Raw genomic sequence first — 26,601 nt, forward strand, 5'->3', positions numbered from 1 at the left:
GCTCTTCCGATCTGGGAGCACATGCAGATCGGGCGGAAAGCCGAAGTTCGCTGCACTTTGTCCGGAGGCCCGCGTCGCGGACAAAACCGACCTTGCCCATTTCGTAGTCAAAGGCCGCTTTTCGAACGCTGCGAACGCAGCGAAAAGTAGCATGGGCAGGGAGTGGTCATTCGCTGCCCCGGCATGAAGGTAAGCTTTGGCTAGAGGCAACGATGATATTTTATAGTGAACTCATTTAAGCTTGATACGCGACTGCTATTCGCTAACCTGAAATGATGAACAGCCAGATATCCAAGTTGGCCCTGAGACGTCTTCTAGGCGCAATCGGCGGCGATAGTGACGATCTTGAGGAACTGCGCGAGGACTATTTGGGTATTGCCCCTATACTAGCCCAGCGTTTGGCCTTTGCCCATGCGCAAGGTGATCGTGAAACCCTCAAGATCACCGCGCATGAGTTCAAATCCAACGCACGTGACTTTGGGGCTGACGCGGTCGCCGACCTTTGTGAAGCGCTAGAACGCAATACCGCAGCGGGTACAGAAATTGACCAGAATGCCATAGACGACATTTTGCGGGCGGAGGAAGAGGCGCGCGTCTCGCTCGCCAACATAGATCTCTCCGATGTCTGAGTCTGGCGCGGTGGAACCCGATCCCGACGCGGCATGTGTGCTAGTCGTCGATGACAATGCACTGAACCGATCGAAGATGCGCATGGCGGTGCGCGCGCTTGGCCATAATGTCAACACGGCATCCGGTGGTTCCGAGGCGCTGCAAGCGCTCCGTGACGGGCCATACGACGCGGTACTGCTGGATATAGTCATGCCAGAGGTCGATGGATACGAGGTTCTCGCCGGCATGCAGGGTGACGACGCGCTTCGGGATATTCCGGTAATCGTCATCTCGGCGCTTGAGGACGAAACCGAAAGCGTCGTTCGCGCGATCGAGCTTGGCGCCGAGGACTTTTTGCCGAAGTCTTTCGATCCGGTCATCCTGCGTGCGCGACTGAATGCTTCGCTTTCCAAGAAACGCTTCCGCGACGAGGAGCGGGCGATGCTTGCAGGGCTTGCGACCTTGACCGAAGCGGCGGAGACGGTGGAGAGCGGACATTTCCGGCCTGAAAAACTGGATCTTGGCATTTTGCCGGAACGCCAAGATGGGCTTGGACGACTTGCGGTGGTTTTCCGAGGCATGGCGGATGAGATCTTCACGAGGGAATTGCAGCTCCTCAGGGCCGCAAACCTTCTGAAGGGCGGTCTTTTGGTGATCGCCTTCGGCGTCGTCTGGGGGATCATGCCTGCTTTGTCCCGGATGTCGTCCGGACTGGGGACCGAGCCCTTTGGTCTCGCACTCATTACCAACGGAATCGGAGCGGTCTTCTGCCTTACGATTGCAGCCTACAAGCGGAAACTGCCGCGTCTTGGCTGGGTAGAATGGCAGTTCTACATCCTACTGGCACTGCTGGTTGGAGTTGGCCAGAAGCTCGTGACCTTCTGGGTCGCGGGCCATTTGGATGCGGCGATTCTGTCGATGATTGTGACGCTTCAGGGGATCATGGTGTTCGGGATTGCCGCGGCCATGGGTCTCGAGAAGGCGACGCCGAAACGGCTGATTGGTCTGCTCATCGGTATGGCCGGGGTCGGCGCTGTTCTGCTGTCTCGTCTTCAGTTCAACGGGTCCGATGGAGCGTTCTGGATCCTGGCCGCGCTCTTGCTGCCGGCCCTGATGGCCATCGAGACCGTGTTTCTTGGTGCCCGCATGCCGGCACATATCGACGTTTTCGCCTCGATCGGGGTTCTGATGGTGGTTTCGTTCGTGATGCTGATTCCTATGGTGGCGCTGTCGGGGCAATCCATATTGCCGTCCGACACCGACTGGAGGCTGACGCTTATTGTTCTGCTGCTTGGGTTTGCGGGGGCCGGCTCCATGATCCTGACCCTGCAAATCGTAGAAATCGCCGGACCCGTCTTTGCCGGTCAGGGAGCCTATGCCATGACGCTCGCCGGTATTGTCTGGGGGATGCTTCTGCTCGATGAAAGCCTTTCGCCGCTGGCATGGGGCGCATTCCTTGTCATCGTCCTTGGGCTCTATCTGGTCGAGCCCAAGGCCAGAGATGGGGAGTTTGTTCTCAAGCGATCTTTCTCCGGCCGCCATGGCAAGGCGGGCGACTAAGGCTGTGGAGCCGGTTCGAGCCCATAGCTCGTGATGATCAGCTGCGCTTCGCCATCTGCGTAAAGCCCGCGCCAAGCCTCGAAAAAGCGATCAACAACAGCGAGGTCACCGAAGTCCTTGTTGATACCGGCATAGTAGAGGATCGCCTTATCGCCCCCGGCATAGCGCACCTTCCCTTCAAGAGCTTCATCAGCCAGGATCCCGTAACCGCGGTCTCGGTTGGAATAGACCGCATCGAGCCTACCCGCAGAAAGCTTTCGCATTCCCGCACTGTCATCTGGATGTCCGTCGATCAAAATGGGCGGGAGGTCCGCCTCGACCAGCTTGTCCCGCAGGCCCTTTAGCTGGGTTTCGGTGTTGGACGGGGCGAACACGCCGACGCGATAGCCAGCGACTTGTGCGGGGTCCTCGTAGATCAGAGTGTCCTCGGCGCGAACGAAAAAACCGTATTCCGTCCGGAACATTGGAGGAGAGAAATCCAGCCATTCCTCCCGCTCCGGATTGCGACCGATCACCATCATGCCGTCCGCTTCGCCGCTTTTCATCAACTCTTGTGCCCGGCGCCATGGGTAGATGTCAAAGCTGCAGTCGATGTCCGCCCGCTCACAAACCGCCGCGATCACCTCGCTCCCCGGGCCAGCCACCTGCTGGTTCTCGCCATAAATGAATGGCGCGAATTCCAGTGTCACAAAGCGTAGGCGATCTGCGGCCAGCGCATGAGTCGTACAAACGCATAGCAGGACGCTCAAAAGGAGGCGCATTTTGGTATTCCTTTCCATTCTCGGCAACGGTGGCCTAGACTAGTTATTGTAAGCCTAACACTTGGAGACTGCCTTGAGTACCGTCACGGAGATCCCGTCGAGATCGAGGCCGAAACCGGCGGAAACGCTGCGTGCGAAGTTCCTGAGAGTAACGATCCCACTGATCTTTCTGTCGGTTCTGGGTGTCTTCGGACTGATCGAATACCTCACCCATCGAAGCGCGGAAACACGGCTCGAACAGACCCTCGACGGCCTGATACAGACGCAAGCTGCGGCTCTGGCCAATCCGCTCTGGAACCTCGATGACGAGCAGATCGGTCTCGCGCTGGCCGCTGTCGTCACCAACCGCGAAATCCTGTCGGCGCGCGTGCTGGGCGAGGACGGTGAGCAGATGAGCGCGGCAGGGGTGGTGCCGGAAGCGGCCGACACGCGCAATCTGATCCCTTTATCCCGGCCCATCGTGTTCGACGCAGGCGCGGGCGCGAAAGAAATCGGCACCTTGGAATTTGTCGCGACGCGGCAGTTCCTCTGGCAACAGACATGGAACCGTCTGATCGTGGCGGCGGTCATCGCGCTCGTCGCCGTTTCAATAGAAGTCGCGGCGGCGCTTTATGCACTGCGCACGATAATAGGCAGGCCGCTTGAGGCACTGATGTTCGGGATCAAACGCGTCAAAGCGGGGGAGACCATACAGGCTGTCGAGTGGAACAGCGGAGACGAACTCGGCCAAGTGATTGCGTCCTTCAACGAGATGCAGGCCCGCCAACAGGCCTATGAGGCAGAACTCAGAAAGGCCCGCGATACGCTTGAACAACGGGTGATCCAGCGCACGTCGGAACTCGCTGAAGCACGAGACGCCTCGATCCAGGCGCGCACGCGCATGTCTGATGCGATTGAAGCGATCTCAGAGGGCTTCTCGCTTTTCGATGCGAAAGATCGTCTGGTGATCGCGAACCGCCGCTATGGCGAGATCCTTGATCTGGAGGAAGGTCTGCGCAAGACCGGCACGCCGTTTCGTGATATCTTGCGTTTCGCCATCGAACGCGGGCTCATAGCCGAAAGGCCCGAAGATATCGACGCTTGGATCGACGCGCGCCTGGCCCGGCATCGAAAACCTCAAGAGGCTCATATTCAGCGCTATTCGAACGGACGCTGGGTCCGCATCACCGAACGGAAGACGGCAGATGGCGATACGGCAGTCGTCTACTCGGACATTACCGAGTTGAAGGAGCGCGAGCTTGGCCTCGAAAAAGCCAAGGCCCAGGCCGAATCTGCCAACGAGGCCAAGAGTTCTTTCTTGGCGACCATGAGCCATGAAATTCGCACCCCGCTGAACGGGATCGTCGGTATGAGCACCTTGTTGAGTGAAACCAGCCTCGACGCAGAGCAATTGGACATGAGCCGCACCATTGCGGCCGCTGCCGATACGCTTCTGGCGATTATCAACGACATTCTCGACTTCTCGAAAGTCGAGGCTGGCGCTCTGGAACTTGAGAGTATTCCGGTGGACCTTTCGGAGACAGTCGATCAATCTCTGGCTCTTGTGCAACCGAAAAGCGCCGAGAAGCAGCTGGACCTGCGCAAGGAGATCGCGCCGGACGTTCCCCCCGCCGTCATCGGAGATCCGGTCAGGTTGCGCCAGATCCTGCTGAACCTGCTGAACAATGCGGTGAAGTTTACGGAAAGTGGCAGCGTGTCCGTGCAAATCGGGCGGGACCGCGATCCGGACGGTCAAGATATCCTGTGTATCACGGTTCAGGACACGGGCATCGGAATTCCGCCAGATCGCATGGATCGGCTTTTCAAATCCTTCAGCCAAGTCGACCCCTCGACGCCCCGCCGTTATGGAGGCTCCGGGCTTGGCCTTGCAATCACCAGACGGCTTGTCGAACAGATGGGGGGAGAAATTTCGGTCGAAAGCTCGGTCGGCCAAGGCACGACGATGCTTGTCCGCCTGCCCTGTGAGCCATCGGACTTGCCTCTGCCGGAGTCCACCTCTGAGGGCGACAGGGACATGCCGACACTTGCGATCCTGCTTGTCGATGACAACGCCATTAACCGCAAGGTGGGAATCAAGATTCTGCAGCGCCTCGGCTATGCTCCGGATGTCGCAAATAGCGGAGCAGAGGCGGTGCAGCGCTGTGCAGCGAAGCGCTACGATGTTGTGCTGATGGACATCGAAATGCCGGAAATGGATGGTGTGAGTGCGACGGCAAGGTTGAGGGAGACCCTGCCAGAGACCGAGATGCCGCGCGTTATCGCGCTAACAGCAAATGCAATGAGTGCAGAGCGCACCCGGTATATCGAAGCGGGTATGGATGACTATCTCAGCAAGCCAATCGACGTCGGCGCGCTGGCCAGTAGCCTTCGGCGAGCCGGCGAAAAGTAGATCGAGAGCCGACATTCGCTGCGGGACGGAAAATCGGTAAATTGGGCTCATAGCCGACCTCTACCGCATCGCGGCAATTATCGGTAGCGAGACGCGTGTCACCAACGCGAACGGCCCTTACCGGACCTTGGTGCAGAGCGCAGCTAACGGCAGCTCTGAGCCCTCTTTACCGATTTTCTGCCTCGCAGCGAATGTCTGGAAACGGGAAATCAATACAATGGCATTCGGACGCCCACCTGAAAGCAATCCTCTGCATGGCTTCCGTCGCTGCAATCCGCTCTAATCTTTCCAAAGCTGCGCCAGCACCGCATCGTCCGTGGCCACCGATTGCACATCGTTCGGGAAAACCCCGCCACGCACATCTGCGATATATTCGCCATACGCCGCGATGCGTTCGTCTTGCATCCGGTCGCGTTCGGCGGCGAAATTGCGATAAGTCTTGGCGTGGCGCGGAATATGGCCGCGATTTTCTCCCAGCAGGTCAGCGGAAAACAAGTATTGTGCATCGCAGCCGGCACCAGAACCGAGCGAAATCGTCAGCATCTTCGAGCGCTTTGTTATCTCGGTCGCAAGGGCGGCGGGGATGACTTCCATCTCAACGGCAAAGGCACCGGCGGACTCAAAATTCTGCACCTGTTGCCAGATCATGCGGGCCTGTTCGATCGTCTTGCCTACAGCCTTAAATCCGCCCGTCCATGTGGCCTTGGACGGGACCAAGCCGACATGGCAGATGACTGGCACACCCTCAACGGCCAGCGCCTCAACGATCTTGGGGCTATACCCACAATAGACCGATTGCGCGCCTGCCATCATAGCCGCCATCGCATCGCGCAGCGCTTCGGTTGAATCCGCGTGTTTGCCCCAAGGCAGACCAAACTGGAAATGTGTGTCTGGGACCGCCCGTGCAAAATGTGCGCGGTTGGGCACAAAAGCCGTTCCGATCATATCCATGCCTGCGGCAGAGGCGGCGACGGCTTCCTCCTCGCTTGCGACCTGAACATAGGCGATGGTGCGATTACCCTTGGCTTCCCGCAGGTCCTTGACCGTCATGCCACCCATATCATTTGGCTCCATTCGTAAATTTCTTGCGCCGTTCGCGGATTTTGGTGTCAGATTCAACGGTGCCGTCATGGAATGACCCAAACCACTTGTCCCACGGCAACTCGAGCGATCCGTAGTTACATTCGAAATAGCGATGATGCATCTGGTGGTGGAACGTGCCGAGCTTCAACCGGTTCTTATCCTTGATCACCATTCCTTCAAACCCTGTGTGGGTCGTGGCGGCGGTCAACGCATAGTATTGCAAATGGAACAGGATATGGACGGGGTGCGCTGCGACGACGAAGTGGACCAAAACCGATCCGAGAAAGATCAGGTGTTCGACGGGGTGCATCGACAGGCCCGACCAAGGTCCCACGTTAATGTTGCGATGGTGCAGCGCGTGGACATGCTTGTAGAGGAAAGGGATGTGGAGCGCGCGGTGAATCCAGTAGAAATAGAAGCTCTCCCAGACGGGGATCAGCAAGAACAAAGCGACGAACCAAAATGGACGTGCAGCCCACGTCAGCATGGGGGCATAGCCGTTGGCCATAGCCCAGAACATGAGCACCTCGTAGGCGGTCCAGACGGTGACGCCGCTGGCAATTGTCCAGAATATATTGTCGCGTATTTGCCCGCCTAATGTGAACTGCCGCCCATTTTTCATGAGCGGGCGTGTGTCATATTTCAACGCCTGCCCCTGCTTGGTGAAGGTGTAAAAATACAGATGCAGCCCCCCGGCAACCAGCGTCATCAGGATCACGTTGCGGATAAACATTTCTGCAATCCAGCCGAGGGCCAGCGTGCGTGTCACGTCCAACGACGGCTGGAACCAGTAGAATGAGATGAAAGCGATCCCGACGATGATCAGCTTTTCGGTAATGAAAAACCATGAATTGAACACCCATTTGGCCATCGCCATCGGGCGAGGCGGCCAACTGAAGAGCGGTGAAACTTGCAGCGGAACATTAGGCGTGTGGTTCCAGCCTTTGAGCGGAGCGTCGGACATAATGGATCCCATGGAAATGCGATACTCATACAATGGCATGGCCTTCATCATCTGAAAAATAGTATTATAAGATGACCTACATCTGAAAATACGAGGTTCTGAATGGCGCTGACTTTAAAAGCTATGGAATATTTCACCACCGCCCTGCGCCACGGCAACATTGCCAAAGCCGCAGCGGAGTTGAACATCGCAGCTTCCGCGATTTCGTCCGCCATAGACCAAGTTGAGACTGAGTTTGACCTGACACTTGTGACAAGGCAACGCGCACGAGGCATTCAGGCCAATGCCAGCGGACGCGAAGTGGCTCGCAAATGCGAGCGTCTATTGGAAGAATACCAATCCGTGCTCAACGAAGGTGCGGAATTGCGGCATGCCCTTAGCGGGACTTTGCGGATCGGGTATTACGCGCCCATCGCACCCGCATTCTTGCCACAAATCTTCGATACCTTCTTGCCAGCCGATAGTTCCGTCACGCTTGAATTGACCGAATGTGACAACGATCAGGCGCAGGACGGACTACTCAACGGCACATTCGATGTCATTCTCTTTGTCGCTGAAGGTGTGCGCCCCACAGTGGATTTCGAAATCCTTATTGCGGCACCGCCCTATTGCCTGCTCCCCGCCGCACATCCTTTGACACAGCAATCTTCGGTTTCAATGGCGCAGATCGCTCTGGAACCTTTGATCGTGCTGAACCGACCCGTTGCCGCGTCCTATTACGAGGGGCTTTTCCAACCAGGTGCCCGCCAAGCACCTGTCGCGGCCTATGTAAATTCGACCGAAATGGTTCGAAGCATAGTGGCTGCGGGGCGGGGCTGCGCCATCCTCAATATGCGGCCGCTAACTACCGAGAGTTATACGGGTGCGAAAGTTGTAGCACTTCCGATTTCAGACGATCTACCGCCACTCACCCTCGCAATCGGTTACGACAAATCGCGCCCACGGCGAAGTGTTAAAGATTTTGTGAAAGCGTGCGAAACCTATTTTGCAGCTGCAACTGCATTGCAGTGCATCGTGGAGCGTTGATCCACAAAAGCGGTCATTTATACTTGTATTGAAAAAGACCGTTTTGTCCGCGAAGCAGACCTTGGCGCAGAGCGCAGCGAACGGCCGCTTCCCGCCCGCCCCCACCCAGTGATGTCGTAAACGCGAATAATTTCTGCGCAATTGCAGCAAATGCCAGAAAGGTCCCGATTCTGGCCCATCGCGACCGCATCGCACAAGGCGTGGGAACTTTACCTCGGGTGGCAAACACTAGGTGCCCCGGCAGCCACACCAGATCGCACATCGTCCCGACATCGGCTATATGACGTCGCGTACTATCGTTCTGACCTAACGTGCCGACTCTATCAGGACGCCTTTTCTCAACATCCAGCTCAGTTCGCCGGATCGCCATTCCAGACTGCAAGATTGAATTCGCATAAGTCGATTCCGGCGCTGCTCATTGCATCATCGCGGGCCACCGTAAGGCTGGATGCGACGAACAGATGAACGGCGCGTAGTTCATCAATCTGCACGGAAAGTTCCGGAAAGTCGGCCCCGAAGGCCCGTTCGCGCAGTTCGTCGGCGTCCAGCCGGTGAAATGCCTCGGGAAGCTCCAACAACGCGGTTGACAGTATTACCGGCGGCTCGATCAGAAGTGCTGTGCGCGCCATCTCCGGCAGGTCAAAGAACATTCGTCGCAAATCAGATCGCAGGATCGCCGCCGCCACGTCTGTCGGCTCGATCGCGCGAACACCCTGTGCGCGGAAAGTCTCTATCTGCCGCTTGATCCCGCGCCGCCCATCGCGATCAGCCCGCCGATAGGCGGGGGCAAATTCCCGAGACAGGAAACGGACAAGATGCTCTTTCAAGCCCGTCTCCGTCAGCCTGCCCGCGGCCCGCTGCGCAGCCACCTCATCGCGTAGCTTATTCGCGCCCGTCGCCAGGGCCGCGAGATAATTGTGCGTTCTGGCGATGATTGGCTGTTCGCTGTCGTGCCATGCCCAACCGCTTGCTAACATCGAGCCCATGGGGTCGGCCAGGCTAATAAACTTTGCAGTAGTATTCATGTTACTCCCTTCGATTGTGTTTATCAGACTGTACAGGTGCCAACTAAGGCAGTCGGCCTGCGGCGCTGCGCCGCAACGGCCGCCACAACACCGGCGACCGCGTTGGCAAGGTCATCGTGCCCGCCCGGCGGATGGTCGATCATGTCGCGCCCGCTGCGGCCTGTGCGCCGCTCCAAGGCTGCAAGCTGCTGTGATAGCTTCCGGTCGTTCGGCAACTCGACGCAGCCCGAATTAAGCGCCGCCAGCATCTCCAGATACAGGCCGTTGCGGTCGATTTCACTTACCGCGTAGGTGATCCCATGTTTCTGAAATTCATCGCGCGGCCACCGGCCCGCATATCGGTCGCCGATCACCCGGCGAATTCCGTAGGTTTTGAGAAAGGCCGCGTATTCCTTAACAATTCCGGCAGGTGATCCGCGGAGCCCTCGCACCGCGTCAATAACAACGGCGTCACCTTCGCTGTGTGCGATTGCGATGGTGAATTCATCCTGCCCGCCCCCTGCCGGGTCTGTAAAGGCCATGTATCGCACGCGCCGGACAGCTGGAAGTTCCCTAGGCTTGGGCCGCGTCGCTTCTTCGATCAACGCCGGGTCTATCAGGCATGCAATGTCGCTGCGAAATAGCGCCAGATATTCCGCACTTGCCCTTGCGCAGTCATCCGCCATCGCGTCTTCAACGACACGCGCGGGTAAGCGGGGGTTCATGGTGCGCGAAGGAGCTTGCGCGACCAGAATCCGGCTGTCGTGGCCAAAGTGCTTTTTGTAAGCGTTCCACAACACGCCGCGCTTCGCATAGGGCGACGACAAAGCAATCAGCGGCCCGCCCAACGTCGCGAGCGCAGGACGCAGAGCGGAAATGATCTCAACATCCGGGTTCGCGCCATCAATGTGCCAGAATGCGATTTCATCAAGGATAGCTGCCGACAACGTATAGCCGCGCACGGCCCGGTGTGAAGCTGTGTGAACCTCGATAGCGGCCCGGTTGCGAAATTCGATGGCCTCAGAATTCTCGCGCAACACCATCCGGCGCAGCATGGGGTTTTCGTTCACCAGACCGCTAATATAACGCATCACGGTTCGCGCCTGTCGCCTATCGCTGGCAATGACCATGCAGCTCGCAACTTCACCTGGCGCCAGCTTGTCGCGGTAATCGGTGAAACAAGCTTCGTAGATCGCTAGAAGCCCAGCCACATGACTCTTGCCACCTCTGCGCCCTACAGCAAGCCAAAGTTCATCATGCGCCTTATGTGATGTCTGCGTACGACCAGTGAGCTTATTGAAAGTCTTCGCTCCGTCATCATTCAGGGGCAGACCGTAAAATCCCCCCAAGAGCGCGCGCCAGGCGGCGAAACTATCACTGCCAAACGTGCTCCCGAATAGATTGGCGTCGGTCATGGCGTCGAGAATGCTCACGCTCATTCTGGCCACCTGATTTTCGCAATGACATCATGCGCCAAGCCCAGCGCTTGCGGTGCTGGCATCGGCACGCGCGCCACCTCGACGCAATCGCGCCATACATGCAGCATCAGGCCGGGCCGGATCGTGATAAGCATTTTGCCCCTGCTAGCCATCGGCCTGCGCATTTCCGTTGATGTAATCGCGCAGTTCTGGCGTCACGTCACGGGCGCGGCGTTCAAGCCCCAGATCGTTCAACAGGCGGCGCAGTGCATTGGATATGGTCGCGTATCCCTGTGCATCGAATTCCTGCCCCCGTGCCAGTTCGGCCTCGCGTTCCTCACACCAACAGGCAAGACAGGCGGCGCGGGCGGTCAGGTGCTTTTGCGCCTCAGTCAGATCACCGCCCAGATCACACTCAACCCCGGACGTAATCTCTCGGAAGCGGCGAGCCATCATGCTGCGCCCGTCAACACCGGCCAAAGTCACGGCCCCGGTGCCCCGACGTGTCCTGAATTCAGGCGGCAGTGGTGCTTTCGCCATGCTATGGTCGGCCTTCTGTTAAGCTTTAAGGGCAGATTGATGGGCGGATAGTACTATGATATCTTAATATTCTATTGCTATCATTATTTCATTGTGTTTCAGGGGCATCCGTTACGGTTGCCAGCATATCAAATCGAACAAAAGAGGCCCAATAAGGCGCTATCTTCGCAAAGCTATATCGACATTTGATAAGCGGCTTCCCAATATGCGACACGCTCTGACATGCCTGCTTTGAGGACGGCATCCTGGCGGCGCAACGCGGTATGTTCTCCCTCACCCCGTTTCTGGCTTTCGGTCGCCGCCACGCTGGAAATGGTGCGATCGGCCATACCGCTTACCATCGCATAGGATGGTAATTAGATATGTCCCCCATTCGGGCACACTCAGACGGGCAAAAGCCGGTGTTTGTGTATCCCATTCGGGCACAGTTCATGACTTTACCGCGCGCGAGTGTGTCCCATTCGGGCACGGTGGTGTGTCCGAATTGGGGGCTGGATTCTGAATTTTGAGGTTGCATTTTCGGCCGCTACGAGGCTGGGGCTTATATGGTCCGTAGACGGTCACTGAATAATCATGACCCTCCTGCCAGCGCTCCGGCTCCCTTGTCGGCGGTCCCTGTTCGGTCGGCAACATTGTCAGGCGGAAAGTAGCGGTTTCACCCTTTCCATCTGTGCCGCGCTGCCAAGGGTTCGTTACCACGATCCAACCCTTGGCCTGTAGGTCAGCGAGGGCTGCGCCCACTGTCTTGACCGCGCACCCCATATCTGACGAAAGGTCGCGCAGGCTACGAAACACCTCCCCGTTGTTATTGCGCGCCGATTTGGTATCCGCGAAGCATTTCACTTGAAGGTGAAAATAGGCGTCACGCGCGGGGAACGTTAGCGCCTGCCACGCTGGCAATAGACGATGTGCATAAATCCACTTCGTGAATTGTAGCTGGCGCTTCTCGTTGCGCTTATCTCTCCCCATAGCCGTCCCCCTTGGCATGGTGCTGTTTGTGGTGGCGTCTGCAAAGGAAGCGCACCTGATAGGGCCGATCATAATCGTCGTGGTGCGCGTCAGTCTTGGCCTCACCGCACAATTCACACGGCAGGCGCTCGATCACACCAAGCCGTATTGCGTTCTGCACGTATAGGTGGGCTAGGTAGCGTTTCGGGTGGCGACTGCGCCACCTCTGCTGGCTCGTCGGTTTCTTTGGCATTGCCCTTGCCTCACGGTTGCCCATGACGGCGCGCTGCGTTATGCTATAACAATCGAAGCTGTCCCGCTCGGTTAAAGCAGCCCCGCCCGCGCTTCCGCTGTGGGTGGGGTTTTCTTATGCAGCGGATTGGCCAGCCTGTGCCGCTTCCCATGCCTCAAGTTCGGCTAAGCGCCAATAGTTCAGGCGGTTTATGCGGATAGGCTGCGGAAACCCAAGAGCCGAGTCATTGATCCAGCGCCAGATTGTGACAGGGGATTTCTGGTAGCGTTCCTGAACTTGGGGGCCGGTCAGAAATTCGGCTTTCACTTTCTTCGCGGTTTGCATGGTGCATCCTTTCGATATTGGATGCCCGCCAATTTCACCATAATTCGCGAAAGTTCAAAACAAAGCAATTGCCAGAAAATACTTTTTATTTTGTGGCAATCTCCGTCTTAATGGCGGCCTCGCGCTTGCGTGCCTCCCGAACATAACTGCGCACTGTTCGTGTTGACACGCCAAATTTAATTGCCGTGTCTTGCGCAGCCGCCTCTTCCCCATTTGGCCCATATTCCGACACGCGGCGGCGATAGTCCGACACAAGCAAAACGGCGTAAATATGCCCGGGCCCAACGCCCTTCGGCCTTCCCTTTGGTCTTCGCCATTCTCCAGTAACTAATTCTGCTAACAACTCGCGCTCATATGGCCCAATGTGCTCATCGCTTAGCAGGAACTCCGCCAGCGGTTTGCCCTCAATTTCCGGATCCTTACCCTTCGCTGCCATGAAGGCTCGTCCAGCCCGCGCCACGAGGCCTATGATCGGTTTATAACTCATGCCCGCGCCCCCTCCAACTGCACCACCTTTTCGGATTCGCACCCACTCAGAAAGCCGCACCATGCGCCCATCATCGCCCGGCGGCGCTCTACCATGTCGCTGCGGTCATAGGCTTGCTGCACCTTGTTTCCGACCTTGTGGAATAGCGCCACCTCGGCCAGATCACCGTCATAGGTAGTGCGTTCTGCAACCCAAGTACGGAACGTCGAGCGCAGCCCGTGCGGCACGGCTTGTTCGCCCGTGGCGGCATCCACAAAGCCCCTGCCCCCGGCCTTTTGGTTTGCCTCATGGACAGAACGCATGACCTTGCCCAAGGTCGCATCGGAAAGCGCCCCGCCGCGCGGTGCCCAGAAAACGAACTCGCTGTTCTTCATCCTTGGCAGACTTTCCAGAAGCGCTCCCATTTCGTCAGTCAGGGGAATTCGCTTTGCCTTATCGCTTGGCGTGGTCTTAGACGCCTTGCGGCCCGGCTGGATTGTCCAAACCTTCGCTTGGAGGTCGAATTCATCCCATGTCGCAAAACGGATCGCCCCGGCCCGGGTTGCGGTCATGGCCTGGAATTCGAGCGCCCGCGCGCCCATGCCTTCCCGCGTCTGTAGTGCCCTCCACCACCCCGCAGCATCCCCAAGCTGCAATGACGGGTAGTTGGTTGCGCCTGAGACCTTTGAAGGTGCAGGCAACACCAGCTTGAGATTGCCCGCCCATCGCGCCGGATTGTCGCCCGTCCGGTGCCCCTGCACCGTTGCCCAGCTTAGAACGGCCTCGACCCGCTGGCGCAGCTTGGACGCGGTCTCCGTGCGATCGGTCCAGATCGGCTGCAAAACACGCAGCACGTCCTGCAACTCAATGTCCTGTACCAGCATCTTGCCAAGTTCCGGTAAGGCGTGTTTCTCGATGGTCGATTTCCATTGAACGCGATATTTCTCTGAGCGGAATTCCTTGACCTTTTCGGCTGCGAATTTGTCCAGCGCATCGGCAAAGGTCAGGCCACGCCGCGCAGAGGCTATGAGCGCCGCCTGTGCGGCCTTGCGCTCGGCTATGGGGTCAATGCCCGCCTCTAGCTTGGCCTTGATTTCTCGCGCCTTGTCACGGGCGGCACCGGGCAGAATGTCGGGATATGCCCCTAGCCCTATCTCACGTTTCTTGCGCCCGCGCTCAATCACCTTACCGTCGCTGTCGCGCCGCTCCGTCCACTCACCATAGCGGGTGCGCAGAACCCATGATTTCGCGCCGCTCGACTGTATCTGAATATGAAGCCCAGACACTCCCCCAACTGCGACTTTCACGGCCCGATCACCGCCCGGGTGTTTCAGCCCCTTAATTTGCGTTGGGGTCAGTTCCTTTGCCCGTGGTGGCATGGTTCGATTTCCTTTCCCGCCGACAGTCCAATCGGCCCTTCAATCCGCCCTTAATAATGTTCTGCAACGTAATAGCATGAAAGGCGGCGAACAAGGAAAATATGGAAAACTTCATAAAATCAAGGCACTACGCAAGGCCACGCAGCACTATGCAAGCTGAGGACGTGTGCCCTACGGGCTGCCACCTTCCCATTGACATCGTTGCGAAATGCGCATTGGCACTCAGCAAACTGCTGCATGTCCAGAAGGCATTCACCGAACCTTGGGCCTTGCCTGACGGCTGGCTTTCAAAACGCTGAGGCCCTTGTGCCCGACTTTGGTTAGGCCGCAAAGAAAATCCGCGCAGCGGACCTCCCCGCGCGCGGAATCTTGTCTCTCATGCCTCTCCCGGCCCGCGCTCAGGCGGTCAGAAGACGATAAATCTCATCCTTGAGCGCCGCCCGCTTCTTACGCATTTCGACCTCCGCAAGTTCCTCCACCGGCTCCACCAAAGTCTCGGCCCGGTGCACGGCACGGTTCACCTGATGGTATTCGTCCGCCAGCTTGCCAAAATGGGCATCCGCCTGTTTCATTTCACTGATTTTACCGGCCAGTTGCGGGAATTCGTCATGAAGTTCATGGGGGGTGTGGGACATCGCGCATTTCTCCTTTTTGCTTGCTCGCCCCGAATCTAGAGCCCAAACCGGACTAGTTCCTTGATACGGATCAAAAAGCGCAACCCAGGTTTCACCTTTCCCTAAATACTCAAATTCCGGCCCCGCCAAAGGGTTTGATCCTAGCGTTTGGCGCGCCGCCATCCTGCCGCGCGGGCCTCTGCCTCAGAGCAGAACCAGCGCTCTGCGCGGGCTGTGCGAATCGTCGTGCGCTCATAGTGCTGTTGCCCCGGCATATGATAAATCCGCCGACCCTTGCCGTTGATATTGCCCTTGATCACACAGGTCGGATCAGGCGCCGGGTTTTGGCCCGCCCGTTTATCGCGCAGGTTGCGGCGATACTCCGCAGGCCGGGCCATGACATGCCCATGCAGGCCGCGCGCGCTCACGGCGGCGCCCTTTTCATCCAGATCATAGGCCATCGAATACTGCCTGTAAGCCAGTGCAAGCCCGTCCCGGACCAGAGCACGGCCAATATCCTGATCCGCCACCTCGCAGCGCGCGACCGTGCGGCCATATTTGTCCTTTTCCACCGCCTGACACCGCGCCCTGTGCCCTTCAAAGCGCCTGCGCACCTGGTCGGCCACCCATGTGCCGCAGTCCCACGACACGCCGTTCCTGTTGGTGCAGGTCTGGCCAAGTTCCGGGGCGTCAATGCCGTGCAGTCGCACACGCGTCTGCCCCACATCAAGCGTATCGCCATCAATCACCACGACGCGCCCGGAAAACGTTTGCGCCCCGGCTGGCTGACCGGGACAGGCCATCGCCAGAACGAAAAGTGTACAAATCCTTAACATGCCCCCTTATCGGGGCCGGTTCACCTGGAATCAAGCCCGGAGACCCAAGCTTGCTCAACGCTGCCGGGTCTGCCACTCGGGATGCATCCAGGGCTCCGCATTCTCGGGTACAAGCGGCGTTCGGCCCAGGACATGATCTGCGATTTTTTCGCCGACCATGACCGAAGGCGCGTTGAGGTTGCCATTGGTAATGCGCGGGAAAATGCTGCTGTCCGCTACACGCAGGCGCTCAACGCCAATCACCCGGCCATGCGAGTCGACAACCGCGCCGCTGTCATCGGCGCGCCCCATTCGACAGGTGCCACAGGGGTGATAGGCGCTTTCGGCATGTTCGCGGATGAAAGCATCAATCTCGGCCTCGCTGGTCACCTCCGGGCCGGGCTGAATTTCATGCTTCACAAAGGGTTTGAAGGCCTCTTGCGCGAAAATTTCCCGGGTCAGGCGGATGCATTTGCGGAAATCGATCCAGTCGCTCTCTTCACTCATGTAATTGAAGCGGATCGTCGGCGCGTCCGATGGGTCATTGCTGCGCAGGCTGACCGCCCCGCGCGAGGCGCTGCGCATCGGACCGACATGGGCCTGAAACCCGTGCCCTTCGGCAGCGGCCTTGCCGTCATAGCGCACGGCAATCGGCAGGAAATGGAACTGGATGTCGGGATAATTGACGCCCGCATCAGAGCGGATAAAGCCGCCGCTTTCGAACTGGTTGCTTGCGCCCAGACCCTTGCGGCCCAAAAGCCAGCGCGCCCCGACCAGCCCCTTGCCGAACAGGTTCCAGTATTTGAACAGGCTGACCGGCTGGCTGGCGGCCATCTGAATGTAAAGCTCTAGGTGATCCTGAAGGTTTTGACCGACACCGGGGCGGTCCGCCTGAACAGAAATCCCATGCTCGGCCAGATGCGCCGCCGGGCCAACGCCCGACAACATCAACAGTTTGGGCGAGTTGATCGAGGATGCCGACAGGATGACCTCGGCCCTCGCGCATACGACCTCTTGCCGCCCTTTGCGGAGGATTTCGACCCCGACCGCACGCCCCTCTTCAATCACCACACGGGTGACCAGGGCGCGAATCAGATCGCAATTGGTCCGCTTCAATGCCGGACGCAGATAGGCATTGGCCGCCGACCAGCGTTGCCCCTGCCAGACGGTCATGTCAAACGGGCCGACGCCCTCTTGCTGTTGGCCGTTATAATCGTCGGTGCGCTGGTAACCGGCCTCGGCGCCGGCCTCGACGAAGGCGCGCGTGAGCGGGTTGTCGCGCGGCCCCCGGCTGACATGCAACGGTCCATCGGTGCCGCGCCAGGCAGGGTCGCCCCCATGGCCACCGTCATGCCAGGTTTCCATGCGCTTGAAATAGGGCAACACATCGGCATAGCCCCAGCCGTCCGCGCCCTGTTCGCGCCAATGGTCATAGTCACAGGCATGACCGCGCACATAGACCATGCCGTTGATGCTCGACGACCCGCCGATCACCTTGCCGCGCGGACAGGCAAGGCGGCGGTTGCCAAGATGCGGTTCCGGCTCGCTCTGATAGCCCCAGTCATAGCGCGGCATGTTCATCGGATAGCTGAGCGCGCCGGGCATCTGGATGAAGGGCCCGGCATCGGTGCCGCCATGCTCGATCACCAGTACCGAATGCCCGGCCTCAGACAGCCGGTAGGCCATGGCGCACCCCGCGCTGCCCGCACCAACGATGATATAATCGGCTTCCATCTCAGAGCTTCCTTTCAGCAGGGCGGCGGGCCGGGAAAAAGCGGCCCGTTTCAGGTGTGGATCGGATGGGCCTGTGCCCCCGGCAAAATCCGGGATCCGAGTATTTCCGGAACGGTGAAAGCATCATTCGCCCCGAGGAAACCGCTTGCTTTCTTCCAGCACGTTCAGATCCATGTGGTTGCGCATATAGCGTTCGCTGGCCTTCTGAAGCGGCTGGTAATCCCAAGGGTAGTAGCCGCCCTTGCGCAACGCCTCGTAGACCACCCAGCGGCGCGCCTGGCTTTCACGCACGGCCGCGTCAAAAGCATCCAGATCCCACCGCGCCTCGGCCTTGGCCCGAAGCTGTGCCAATGTACCGGCATGGGCGGGATCATCCGCCAGATTGCGCAATTCCTGCGGATCGGCCTCGAGATCAAACAGCTGATCGGGATCAAGCGCGCAGCGGTTGTATTTCCACTTTCCGTACCGCAGCGAAACCATCGGCGCATAAGACGCCTCGGCGGCATATTCCATTGCCACCGGTTCGCTGCGCGAGCCCCCCTGGCCAAGGGAGACGAGCGATTGCCCCTCGGTCCAGGGCATGACCTCGGCCATACTCACCCCCGCCAGATCGCAGAGTGTCGGACAGACGTCGATATTGCTCACCGGGTCGGTGACCAGCCCCGGCGTCATGCCCGGCGCCGAAATCATCAGGGGCACACGCGCCGAGCCCTCGTAAAAGCTCATCTTGAACCAAAGCCCGCGTTCGCCAAGCATGTCGCCGTGATCGCTGACAAACAGGATCACCGCCTCCTGACGGGTCGTTTCAAGCGCCTCAAGCACCTCGCCGATCTTGTCGTCAAGATAACTGATATTGGCGAAATAGGCGCGCCGCGAGCGCCGGATATCCTCTTCGGTGATGTCAAAGGAGCGCCAGTCATTGGCATCAAAGATGCGCTTGGCATGAGCGTCGTGGTCCTCGTAGTCCATCGCGGGCACTCCGGGCAGAAGATGCTCGCAATCCTCGTAGAGGTCCCAGTATTTCCTGCGCGCCACATAGGGGTCATGCGGATGGGTGAAACTGACCGTCAGGCACCAGGGGCGGTCATCCAGCCCGCGGGCGAGGTCATAGACCTTGGCCCGCGCGTTATGGGCGACCTCGTCGTCATATTCCATCTGGTTGGAAATCTCGGCCACACCGGCGCCGGTGACAGAGCCCATGTTGTGATACCACCAGTCGATCCGCTCGCCCGGCTTGCGGTAATCCGGGGTCCAGCCGAAATCGGCGGGATAGATATCGGTGGTCAGGCGTTCCTCGAATCCGTGCATCTGATCGGGGCCGACGAAATGCATCTTGCCCGAGAGGCAAGTCTGGTAGCCCGCGCGCCGCAGGTGATGGGCATAGGTCGGGATATCGGCGGCAAATTCGGCGGCATTGTCATAGACCCGGCTGCGCGAGGGCAAGAGGCCGGACATGAAGCTGGCGCGCCCCGGCGCGCACAGCGGAGAGGCGGTATAGGCATTGGCAAACCGTGTCGAACGCGCCGCCAGCGCCTTGAGGTTGGGCGCATGAAGCCAATCCGCCGGACCGTCCGGGAACAGCGTGCCGTTCAGCTGGTCGACCATGATAATCAGGATATTGGGGGCGGTCATTGGCTCTCCTTCGGGGATAGGCTTGTGTCGAGATAATGCAGCAGGACGTCCACCGCGACGGCGGGCGACATCGGCCCCTCGCGCAGGGCCTGGCGGATATACATGCCATCAATCATCGCCGCCAAACCGCGTGTCAGGGTGCGCGATTGTGCCGGATCAAGGCGGCGAAACGCATCATGCAGGTTCGAGCGCAAGCGTCGCTGATAGATATGAAGCAGGCGTCGCGCCTCGTCCGAGCGCTGCGCCTGAACATAGAAATTCAGCCAGGCCGAAACCATTTCGGGCCGGAATTGCGCGGGCGTAAAGCTGGCGCGAATGATCGCCTCGACCCGGTCACGCGGGCTTTTCGCCATGATCAGCGCACCGCGCACCTCGGCCCCGTAGAGCGTCAGGATATGGCGCATGGCGGCAGCGAACATCTGCTCCTTGGACCCGAAATAGTGATGCGCCAAAGCGCTCGACATGCCCGCACGGCGCGCGATCTGGGCCACGGTCACATCCAGTGAGCCCCGCGCGCCAATCTCGGAAATCGTCGCCTCGACCAGCGCGGTGCGCCGGATCGGCTCCATCCCGATTTTGGGCATTGTCATCCTCCGGTAAAATGTTGCCATATTGGCCTAATCGTGTTTAATTGACTCGTCAATCAATAAAAACCAACAGAACGGATCAGACCACACAGAACCAGAATAGCGTTGTAATTCACGGCACCGTCATATTAGCCTTGCTATCAAGACGCGGCTGGGGCGCGGTCTTATGGCTCGCGCCGCCGGAAACATCCCCCACCCTGCCGCATGGCGGACAACAGGGCCGGGCAAAAATATAAACCAAAGGGAGAAACCATAAATGACACTTCTCAACAACGGACGCCTTAACCGGCGTGGATTTCTCGCGACCACGGCCGCCACGGCGCTTGCCGCCTCGCTGCCGATGGGCGGCGCGATGGCTGCACCGAATCGCGGCGGGCACCTGCGGGCGGCCATTGGCCATGGTCAGACCACCGACACTCTTAACCCGGGCACCTATGAAAACAGCTTTACCACTTCGCTGTCCTTCGCCATCCATGGCCGCCTGACCGAGGTGACAAACGAAGGCGCGCTTGTCCCCGAGCTGGCCGAAAGCTGGGAAGCCTCGGATGACGCCTCTGTCTGGAAGTTCAAGATCCGCAAGGGCGTGACCTTTCATTCGGGCAAGGAACTCGCCATCGAGGACGTTGTCAATTCGATCAACTTCCACCGTGGCGAAGGCTCGACCTCGGCGGCGGGTCCGATCGTGGCCCCGATTCAGGATATCGCAACAGAAGGCAACGATACGGTCGTCTTCACGCTTGACGGCGGCAATGCCGACTTCCCCTTCATCCTGAGCGATTATCACCTGACGATCTGCAAGGCGGAAGGCGAGAGCATCGACTGGAAATCCGGCGATGGCTGCGGCAGCTATGTGCTGAAGGACTTCCAGCCCGGTGTTTCCTATGCGCTTGAGCGCAACCCCAACCACTGGCGCAGCGATGTTGCATGGTTCGACAGCGCCGAGGTGATTGCCATCGTTGACCAGAACGCCCGGACCACCGCGCTTGTCTCGGGTGACGTGGACATGGCCGACCGGCTTGACCTCAAGACCGTGGGCCTTTTGGCGCGCCGCCCCGATATCCAGATCAACTCGGTTGCCGGCACCCAGCATTACACCTTTGCCATGGATACCCGCGCAGAGCCCTATAGCAACGTCCATGTGCGCCACGCCCTGAAATTCGGCATCAACCGCCAGGAACTGGTCGACAAGATCCTGTTCGGCTATGGCTCTGTCGGCAATGACCATCCGATCGGTCAGGGACAACGCTATTTCAACAAGGACCTCGAACAGACGAGCTATGATCCCGACAAGGCGAAATACCACCTCAAGCTTGCCGGTCTTGATAGCGTCGATGTGTCGTTGTCCGCTGCGGATGCGGCCTTTGTCGGCGCGGTTGATGCGGCCGTGCTCTATCAGAGCTCTGCCGCTGCCTGCGGGATCAACCTCAAACCCGTGCGCGAGCCCAATGACGGCTATTGGTCCGATGTCTGGATGAAAAAGCCGTTCTGCGCCGTCTACTGGTCGGGCCGCTCAGTCGAGGATCAGATGTTCTCGACCGCCTATAAATGTGGCGCATCCTGGAACGACAGCTTCTGGTGCAATGACCGCTTTGACGAACTCATGGTCAAGGCGCGCTCGGAACTCGACGAGGCCAAGCGCCGCGAGATGTACTATGAGATGCAGGCGATCTGTAGCAGCGACGGCGGCGTGATCGTGCCGATGTTTGCCAACTATGTCTTCGGCAACTCCACCAAGATCGCCCATACCGAGCAGATGGGCTCGAACTGGGATGTGGACGGCATGCGCTTCATCGAACGCTGGTGGTTCGCCTAAGCCTCGCCACGACATGAAAACGAGGGGCCCGGGCGCAGACCATGCGCCGGGCCCCTTGGCCAAACGGCGTTTGCCCGATGGCCGTTTCCCGAAAATCCGCAAAAGAAAGTCTACTCGCCATGACCCTCAAAACCACACTCTCCGCCATGGCCCTTGCCGTGGCCACCGGCCCCGCCCTTGCCAATTGCAACGAGGTCAGCTTTGCCGATGTCGGCTGGACGGATATCACCGCCACCACCGCCGCCACCACCGAGGTGCTCAAGGCGCTTGGCTACGAAACCGACATCAAGGTTCTCGCCGTGCCGGTCACCTATACCTCGCTGGCCAAGGGCGATATCGACGTGTTCCTCGGCAACTGGATGCCGACGATGGAAGGTGACATCGCCCCCTACCGCGAGGCCGGTACGGTCGACACGGTGCGCGCCAACTTGGAAGGCGCGAAATATACGCTGGCCACCAATGCCGCAGGTGCTGCGCTTGGCATCACCAGCTTTGAAAGCATCGCGACCCAGGCCGAGGCGCTAGACGCCACCATATACGGGATCGAACCCGGCAATGACGGCAACCGCCTGATCATGGACATGATTGCCGCCGACGCCTTTGGCCTGAAAGACTTTGACGTCAAGGAAAGCTCTGAACAGGGCATGCTGGCGCAGGTCAGCCGCGCCGATCGCCGCGAGGAACCGATTGTCTTTCTCGGCTGGGAACCGCACCCGATGAACGCCAATCACGACATGACCTATCTGACCGGCGGCGACGACTGGTTCGGCCCCGATCTTGGCGGCGCGACGGTCTATACCAACACCCGCGCGGGCTATGTCGACGAATGCCCCAATGTGGGCAAGCTGTTGCAGAACCTGTCGTTCTCCCTTGCCATGGAAAACGAGATCATGGGCGCCATCCTTGACGAGGGTGCAAAGCCCGAAGCGGCGGCAACCGCATGGCTTGCGGCCAATCCCGGCGTGCTCGACGGCTGGCTAGACGGTGTGACCACCCGCGAGGGTGGCGACGCGATGGCCGCCGTCAAATCGGCGCTTGGCCTCTGATCGCCGACCCTGCCCCGGCCCAATGCGGTCGGGGCGCCCCCTCTCCCCACCGCAATGAACGAGGTGCGCGCCCATGGACTGGCTGAGCGACCATAAAATCCCCGTTGGCGATGCCGCCGAAAGCTTTTTCCTCTGGCTTCAGGACAATGGCGCATGGGTCTTCGACATGCTCTCGGCACTGATGGAAGGGCTGATCGACGGCTTTTTGTGGCTGCTTCAGGCACCGCATCCGCTTGTGATCATGGCGATTTTCGTGGGCCTCACCTGGCTGCTGCAACGCAACTGGAAGACCTGCCTCTTCGTGTTCCTCGGCTTTCTCTTCATCCACAATCAGAACTATTGGGAAGAAACCACCGAAAGCCTCACTCTGGTTCTATCCTCCTGCATCTTCTGCATGGCGATCGGCGTGCCCATCGGCATCGCTGCGGCGCACCGGCCCCGGCTTTATGACTGGCTGCGCCCGGTGCTTGACCTGATGCAGACGCTGCCGCCCTTCGTCTATCTGATCCCGGCCATCGTGTTCTTCGGCATCGGCATGGTGCCGGGGCTGATTGCGACGGTGATCTTCGTGGTCCCCGCGCCGATCCGCCTGACCCATCTTGGCATTTCCTCCACGCCCCGCCCCCTGCTTGAGGCCGCACAGGCCTTTGGCGCCACCGCGCAGCAAACCCTGTTCAAGGTGGAACTGCCCTATGCCCTGCCCCAGATCATGGCCGGGCTGAACCAGACGATCATGCTGTCGCTGTCGATGGTGGTGATCGGCGCGCTTGTGGGCGCCGACGGGCTTGGCGTGCCGGTCCTGCGGGCGATCAACACCGTCAATATCTCGCTTGGCTTTGAATCGGGGCTGATGATCGTGGTCGTGGCGATCATTCTTGACCGCATGCTGCGGATGGGAGAGCCCAAATGACCCATACCCCCGACGCACGCCCGATGGTCGATTTTCAGAACGTCTCGATCGTATTCGGTGACACGCCGCAAACGGCCCTGCCGCTGATGGATCAGGGCATGACCCGCGCTGAAATCCAGCAGCAAACCAACCAGGTGCTTGGCGTGCACGATTGCAGCCTCTCGGTCGCGCCCGGCGAAATCCTCGTGCTGATGGGGTTGTCCGGCTCTGGCAAATCCACGCTGTTGCGCGCCGTCAACGGGCTCAACCCGGTGGCGCGCGGCAAGGTCGAGATCTTTGACGGCCAACAGATGGTCGATGTGACCGGTGCCGACGCCCCGACCCTGCGCCGGGTGCGCCAGAATCACGTGGCGATGGTGTTCCAGCAATTCGGCCTCCTGCCCTGGCGCTCGGTGCGAGAGAATGTCGGCCTCGGGCTGGAACTGGCCAATATCCCCAAACCCGAGCGCGACGCGCGCGTGCAGGAACAGCTTGACCTCGTCAACCTCTCGGACTGGGCCGACCGCCGCGTCGGCGAGCTTTCGGGCGGCATGCAACAGCGCGTCGGCCTGGCCCGCGCCTTTGCCACCGATGCGCCGATCCTGCTGATGGACGAACCCTTCTCGGCGCTTGATCCCCTGATCCGAAGTCACCTTCAGGACGAGTTGATCGACCTGCAAAAAACGCTCGGCCGCACTATCATCTTCGTCAGCCACGACCTCGACGAGGCCTTCAAGCTCGGCGACCGGATCGCGATCATGGAAGGCGGGCGGATCGTGCAATGTGGCACCCCGCAGGATATTTTTACCAACCCGTCGACCGATTACGTGGCCGAATTCGTGGCCCATATGAACCCGCTCGGCGTGCTCTGCGCGCGCGACGTGATGGAGCCCGCGATCGGCACGCCGGACACCTGCGTTGATCCGGATGCCACCATCCAGCAGGTCATGGAACAGGCCCAGGGCCACGACAACCCCGTCGGCGTCACCGAGCAGGGACAGATCATCGGCCAGATCACCCGCAACCGGATTCTCGCCAAGTTGCTTGATCCGCGCACCTGATCGGCCTTTCACTTTTCCAGAAATACTCCGGGGGAGGCGCGCCCCGCGCGCCGGGGGCAGCGCCCCCTTGCCGACCTCAGACCTTGGTCGCCGAGACCGGCGGCGTGATCGCGCGCCGCTTGAGCACCGACTCGCGCCAGCTTATGAAACTGATTGCGGCCACGATCACCGTGCCGCCCAGCAGAACGAACACATCCACTCCCTCGCCAAAGACCAGCGCCCCGAGCGTCACCGCCCAGACCAGCTGCAGGAAGGTCACCGGCTGGGTGACCGCCAGGGGTGCCGCCCCAAACGCCAGCGTCATGGTGTAATGCCCCGCCGTCGCAAGACAGGCCACCCCGAACAGGATCGCCAGCTCGCCCATCGTCGGCGTCACCCAGACCGCCGCCGCCAGCGGCGCCAGCCCGATGGTCACCGTGATCGACAGCATAGCCACCACGATCCCCGCGCTACAGCGCCCCGACAGCACCTTGGCCGTCAGGTAGGAGGCGCCGAAAAACACCGCCGTGAACAGCATCGCCAAATGCCCCGGCCCGACTTCGCGAAATCCGGGCCGCAGGATGATCAGTGCACCGATCAACGCCACCACCACGGCCAGCACCCGGCGCAGCGCCAGGGTTTCGCCAAGAAACAGTGCCGCGCCGAGGGTGACGTAAATCGGTGAGAGGTAATTCATCGCCGTCACATCGGCGATCGGGATGCGTGCCATGGCAAAGAACCACAGTGACACACCGATCGTATGAACCGCCCCGCGCGCGCCAAACATCAGCCAGACGCGCCGTTCAAGCCGTAGCCGCATCAGGGGTCGCAACATCGGCAGCAGGAACACAAGCCCCATCGCATAGCGCAGAAACGCCGCCTGTGGTGCAGGCACCCGCGTCCCAAGGATTTTGACAAGCGCGGTGACCCCGACAAAGAGAATACCGGTTACCACCATCCAGAAGATGCCCAATCCCGGCTTTGAAGCCGCCTCGCCGGTAATCAAAGGTTCTGCTCGCATTGCCCCATTAACTCATGCAATTCACCCGCTGTCGAGCGCTGCGCGCCCTATCTGCATGCGCCCAATGCAACCCTGTATCCCACATCGCGCATGACTGATCCCCTCAGCCAAGGATCAGCCGCGCGGCAATCGCCCACATCACGACGCCGATGAGCGCATCGAGCACCCGCCAGCTAACCTCGCGGCGAAACAGAGGCGCCAAAAGCCGCGCGCCGTAGCCAAGGCAAAAGAAGAAGACGAAACTTGCGGTGACCGCGCCGATGCCAAAACCGGGTCGGTCGTCATATTGCGCCGAGACCGATCCGACAAGAACAACCGTATCAAGGTAAACATGCGGATTAAGCCAGGTCAGCGCCAGGCAGGTGAGCATCGCGCGCCGCAAACTGCCCGTGCCGGTGCCCGCCTCAAGCACTTCGCCCCCACGCCAGGCGGCCAGGAAATTACGCGCGCCGTACCAGATCAGAAAGGCCGAACCGCCATAGCGCATCACCCGCTCCAGTCCGGGCACGCGCTCGGCCAATGCGCCAAAGCCGGTCACCCCGAAAGCGATAAGCACAGCATCCGACAGCGCACAGACCATCACCACGGCTAAGACATGCTCGCGCCGCAGCCCCTGACGCAGCACAAAGGCATTCTGCGCCCCGATCGCCAGAATAAGGCTTAGCCCAAGGGCAAATCCCGCAATC

At 59.6% G+C, this 26,601-nt stretch carries 25 protein-coding genes; 8 read left to right on the plus strand and 17 right to left on the minus strand.

The window, feature by feature from the left end:
- Nucleotides 1-275 precede the first annotated feature (275 nt).
- Nucleotides 276-629, plus strand: coding sequence for an Hpt domain-containing protein (locus tag QZ522_RS07695; protein ID WP_294609322.1), 354 nt, complete (start codon nt 276-278; stop codon nt 627-629).
- Nucleotides 622-2,169 carry a response regulator gene (locus QZ522_RS07700; RefSeq protein WP_294609324.1) on the plus strand — a complete coding sequence of 516 codons (1,548 nt, stop codon included), beginning with the start codon at nt 622-624 and terminating at the stop codon, nt 2,167-2,169. The genes QZ522_RS07695 and QZ522_RS07700 overlap by 8 nt, the downstream gene beginning before the upstream one ends.
- Here the strand turns inward: QZ522_RS07700 and QZ522_RS07705 are convergent.
- The gene (locus QZ522_RS07705; protein ID WP_294609326.1) at nt 2,166-2,930 is read right to left on the minus strand and encodes a transporter substrate-binding domain-containing protein; all 765 of its coding nucleotides are present in this window, start codon (nt 2,928-2,930) and stop codon (nt 2,166-2,168) included. The two genes, QZ522_RS07700 and QZ522_RS07705, sit on opposite strands and share 4 nt — an antisense overlap.
- A 73-nt stretch (nt 2,931-3,003) precedes the next feature.
- Here QZ522_RS07705 and QZ522_RS07710 point away from each other — a divergent pair, with 73 nt between their 5' ends.
- On the plus strand, nt 3,004-5,319 hold the full coding sequence (locus QZ522_RS07710; protein WP_294609328.1) for an ATP-binding protein: 2,316 nt from the start codon (nt 3,004-3,006) through the stop codon (nt 5,317-5,319).
- 279 nt (nt 5,320-5,598) lie between these two features.
- Here QZ522_RS07710 and QZ522_RS07715 read toward each other — a convergent pair whose 3' ends face one another.
- Both QZ522_RS07715 and QZ522_RS07720 read right to left on the minus strand, forming a co-directional pair.
- Complete coding sequence (locus tag QZ522_RS07715; protein ID WP_294609330.1) at nt 5,599-6,393, minus strand: 3-methyl-2-oxobutanoate hydroxymethyltransferase; 795 nt, start codon at nt 6,391-6,393, stop codon at nt 5,599-5,601.
- Nucleotides 6,380-7,366 carry a sterol desaturase family protein gene (locus tag QZ522_RS07720; protein ID WP_294609332.1) on the minus strand — a complete coding sequence of 329 codons (987 nt, stop codon included), beginning with the start codon at nt 7,364-7,366 and terminating at the stop codon, nt 6,380-6,382. Before QZ522_RS07720 ends, QZ522_RS07715 begins: the two co-directional genes overlap by 14 nt.
- Before the next feature lie 102 nt (nt 7,367-7,468).
- Between QZ522_RS07720 and QZ522_RS07725 the strand changes: the two genes are divergently transcribed.
- Complete coding sequence (locus QZ522_RS07725) at nt 7,469-8,392, plus strand: LysR substrate-binding domain-containing protein (protein WP_294609334.1); 924 nt, start codon at nt 7,469-7,471, stop codon at nt 8,390-8,392.
- A 350-nt stretch (nt 8,393-8,742) separates the two neighbouring features.
- Here QZ522_RS07725 and QZ522_RS07730 read toward each other — a convergent pair whose 3' ends face one another.
- The 12 genes from QZ522_RS07730 to betI all read right to left on the minus strand — a co-directional run bounded on the left by QZ522_RS07730 (nt 8,743) and on the right by betI (nt 20,103).
- Nucleotides 8,743-9,417 carry a hypothetical protein gene (locus QZ522_RS07730; protein WP_294609336.1) on the minus strand — a complete coding sequence of 225 codons (675 nt, stop codon included), beginning with the start codon at nt 9,415-9,417 and terminating at the stop codon, nt 8,743-8,745.
- A gap of 23 nt (nt 9,418-9,440) precedes the next feature.
- Nucleotides 9,441-10,835 (minus strand): hypothetical protein, encoded by a 1,395-nt coding sequence (locus QZ522_RS07735; RefSeq protein WP_294609338.1) that lies wholly within the window; start codon nt 10,833-10,835, stop codon nt 9,441-9,443.
- 144 nt (nt 10,836-10,979) lie between these two features.
- Nucleotides 10,980-11,354, minus strand: a complete 375-nt coding sequence (locus QZ522_RS07740) for a hypothetical protein (protein WP_294609341.1) — start codon at nt 11,352-11,354, stop codon at nt 10,980-10,982.
- A gap of 173 nt (nt 11,355-11,527) precedes the next feature.
- Nucleotides 11,528-11,683, minus strand: coding sequence for a hypothetical protein (locus QZ522_RS07745; RefSeq protein ID WP_294609344.1), 156 nt, complete (start codon nt 11,681-11,683; stop codon nt 11,528-11,530).
- A gap of 986 nt (nt 11,684-12,669) precedes the next feature.
- Nucleotides 12,670-12,879, minus strand: coding sequence for a hypothetical protein (locus QZ522_RS07750; protein ID WP_294609347.1), 210 nt, complete (start codon nt 12,877-12,879; stop codon nt 12,670-12,672).
- A gap of 85 nt (nt 12,880-12,964) precedes the next feature.
- A complete protein-coding gene (locus QZ522_RS07755) occupies nt 12,965-13,366 on the minus strand; it encodes a hypothetical protein (RefSeq protein ID WP_294609349.1) in 402 nt (133 codons plus the stop codon).
- A complete protein-coding gene (locus tag QZ522_RS07760) occupies nt 13,363-14,724 on the minus strand; it encodes a site-specific integrase (protein ID WP_294609352.1) in 1,362 nt (453 codons plus the stop codon). Before QZ522_RS07760 ends, QZ522_RS07755 begins: the two co-directional genes overlap by 4 nt.
- Nucleotides 14,725-15,122: 398 nt before the next feature.
- Nucleotides 15,123-15,359, minus strand: coding sequence for a DUF465 domain-containing protein (locus QZ522_RS07765; protein WP_294609355.1), 237 nt, complete (start codon nt 15,357-15,359; stop codon nt 15,123-15,125).
- 140 nt (nt 15,360-15,499) lie between these two features.
- A complete protein-coding gene (locus tag QZ522_RS07770; RefSeq protein WP_294609358.1) occupies nt 15,500-16,174 on the minus strand; it encodes a thermonuclease family protein in 675 nt (224 codons plus the stop codon).
- A 54-nt stretch (nt 16,175-16,228) separates the two neighbouring features.
- Nucleotides 16,229-17,887, minus strand: a complete 1,659-nt coding sequence (gene betA / locus QZ522_RS07775; RefSeq protein WP_294609361.1) for a choline dehydrogenase — start codon at nt 17,885-17,887, stop codon at nt 16,229-16,231.
- Between the two features lie 123 nt (nt 17,888-18,010).
- Nucleotides 18,011-19,519 carry a choline-sulfatase gene (gene betC, locus QZ522_RS07780; protein ID WP_294609363.1) on the minus strand — a complete coding sequence of 503 codons (1,509 nt, stop codon included), beginning with the start codon at nt 19,517-19,519 and terminating at the stop codon, nt 18,011-18,013.
- On the minus strand, nt 19,516-20,103 hold the full coding sequence (gene betI, locus QZ522_RS07785; protein WP_294609366.1) for a transcriptional regulator BetI: 588 nt from the start codon (nt 20,101-20,103) through the stop codon (nt 19,516-19,518). The genes betC and betI overlap by 4 nt, the downstream gene beginning before the upstream one ends.
- A 259-nt stretch (nt 20,104-20,362) precedes the next feature.
- Between betI and QZ522_RS07790 the strand changes: the two genes are divergently transcribed.
- From QZ522_RS07790 to choV, 4 genes are all read left to right on the plus strand, one after another.
- Nucleotides 20,363-21,919 (plus strand): ABC transporter substrate-binding protein, encoded by a 1,557-nt coding sequence (locus tag QZ522_RS07790; RefSeq protein ID WP_294609369.1) that lies wholly within the window; start codon nt 20,363-20,365, stop codon nt 21,917-21,919.
- 119 nt (nt 21,920-22,038) lie between these two features.
- A complete protein-coding gene (gene choX / locus QZ522_RS07795; protein ID WP_294609372.1) occupies nt 22,039-22,965 on the plus strand; it encodes a choline ABC transporter substrate-binding protein in 927 nt (308 codons plus the stop codon).
- A 73-nt stretch (nt 22,966-23,038) separates the two neighbouring features.
- On the plus strand, nt 23,039-23,875 hold the full coding sequence (gene choW / locus QZ522_RS07800; RefSeq protein WP_294609375.1) for a choline ABC transporter permease subunit: 837 nt from the start codon (nt 23,039-23,041) through the stop codon (nt 23,873-23,875).
- Nucleotides 23,872-24,915 (plus strand): choline ABC transporter ATP-binding protein, encoded by a 1,044-nt coding sequence (gene choV, locus QZ522_RS07805; protein ID WP_294609378.1) that lies wholly within the window; start codon nt 23,872-23,874, stop codon nt 24,913-24,915. The genes choW and choV overlap by 4 nt, the downstream gene beginning before the upstream one ends.
- A 76-nt stretch (nt 24,916-24,991) precedes the next feature.
- On the opposite strand, the gene QZ522_RS07810 is transcribed toward choV, so the two are convergent.
- Both QZ522_RS07810 and QZ522_RS07815 read right to left on the minus strand, forming a co-directional pair.
- Complete coding sequence (locus tag QZ522_RS07810) at nt 24,992-25,915, minus strand: DMT family transporter (RefSeq protein ID WP_294609381.1); 924 nt, start codon at nt 25,913-25,915, stop codon at nt 24,992-24,994.
- 103 nt (nt 25,916-26,018) lie between these two features.
- The gene (locus QZ522_RS07815) at nt 26,019-26,600 is read right to left on the minus strand and encodes a LysE/ArgO family amino acid transporter (protein ID WP_294609384.1); all 582 of its coding nucleotides are present in this window, start codon (nt 26,598-26,600) and stop codon (nt 26,019-26,021) included.
- Between the last annotated feature and the right edge of the window lies 1 nt (nt 26,601).

This window comes from uncultured Roseovarius sp. (assembly GCF_913054395.1).
Classification (GTDB): Bacteria; Pseudomonadota; Alphaproteobacteria; order Rhodobacterales; family Rhodobacteraceae; genus Roseovarius.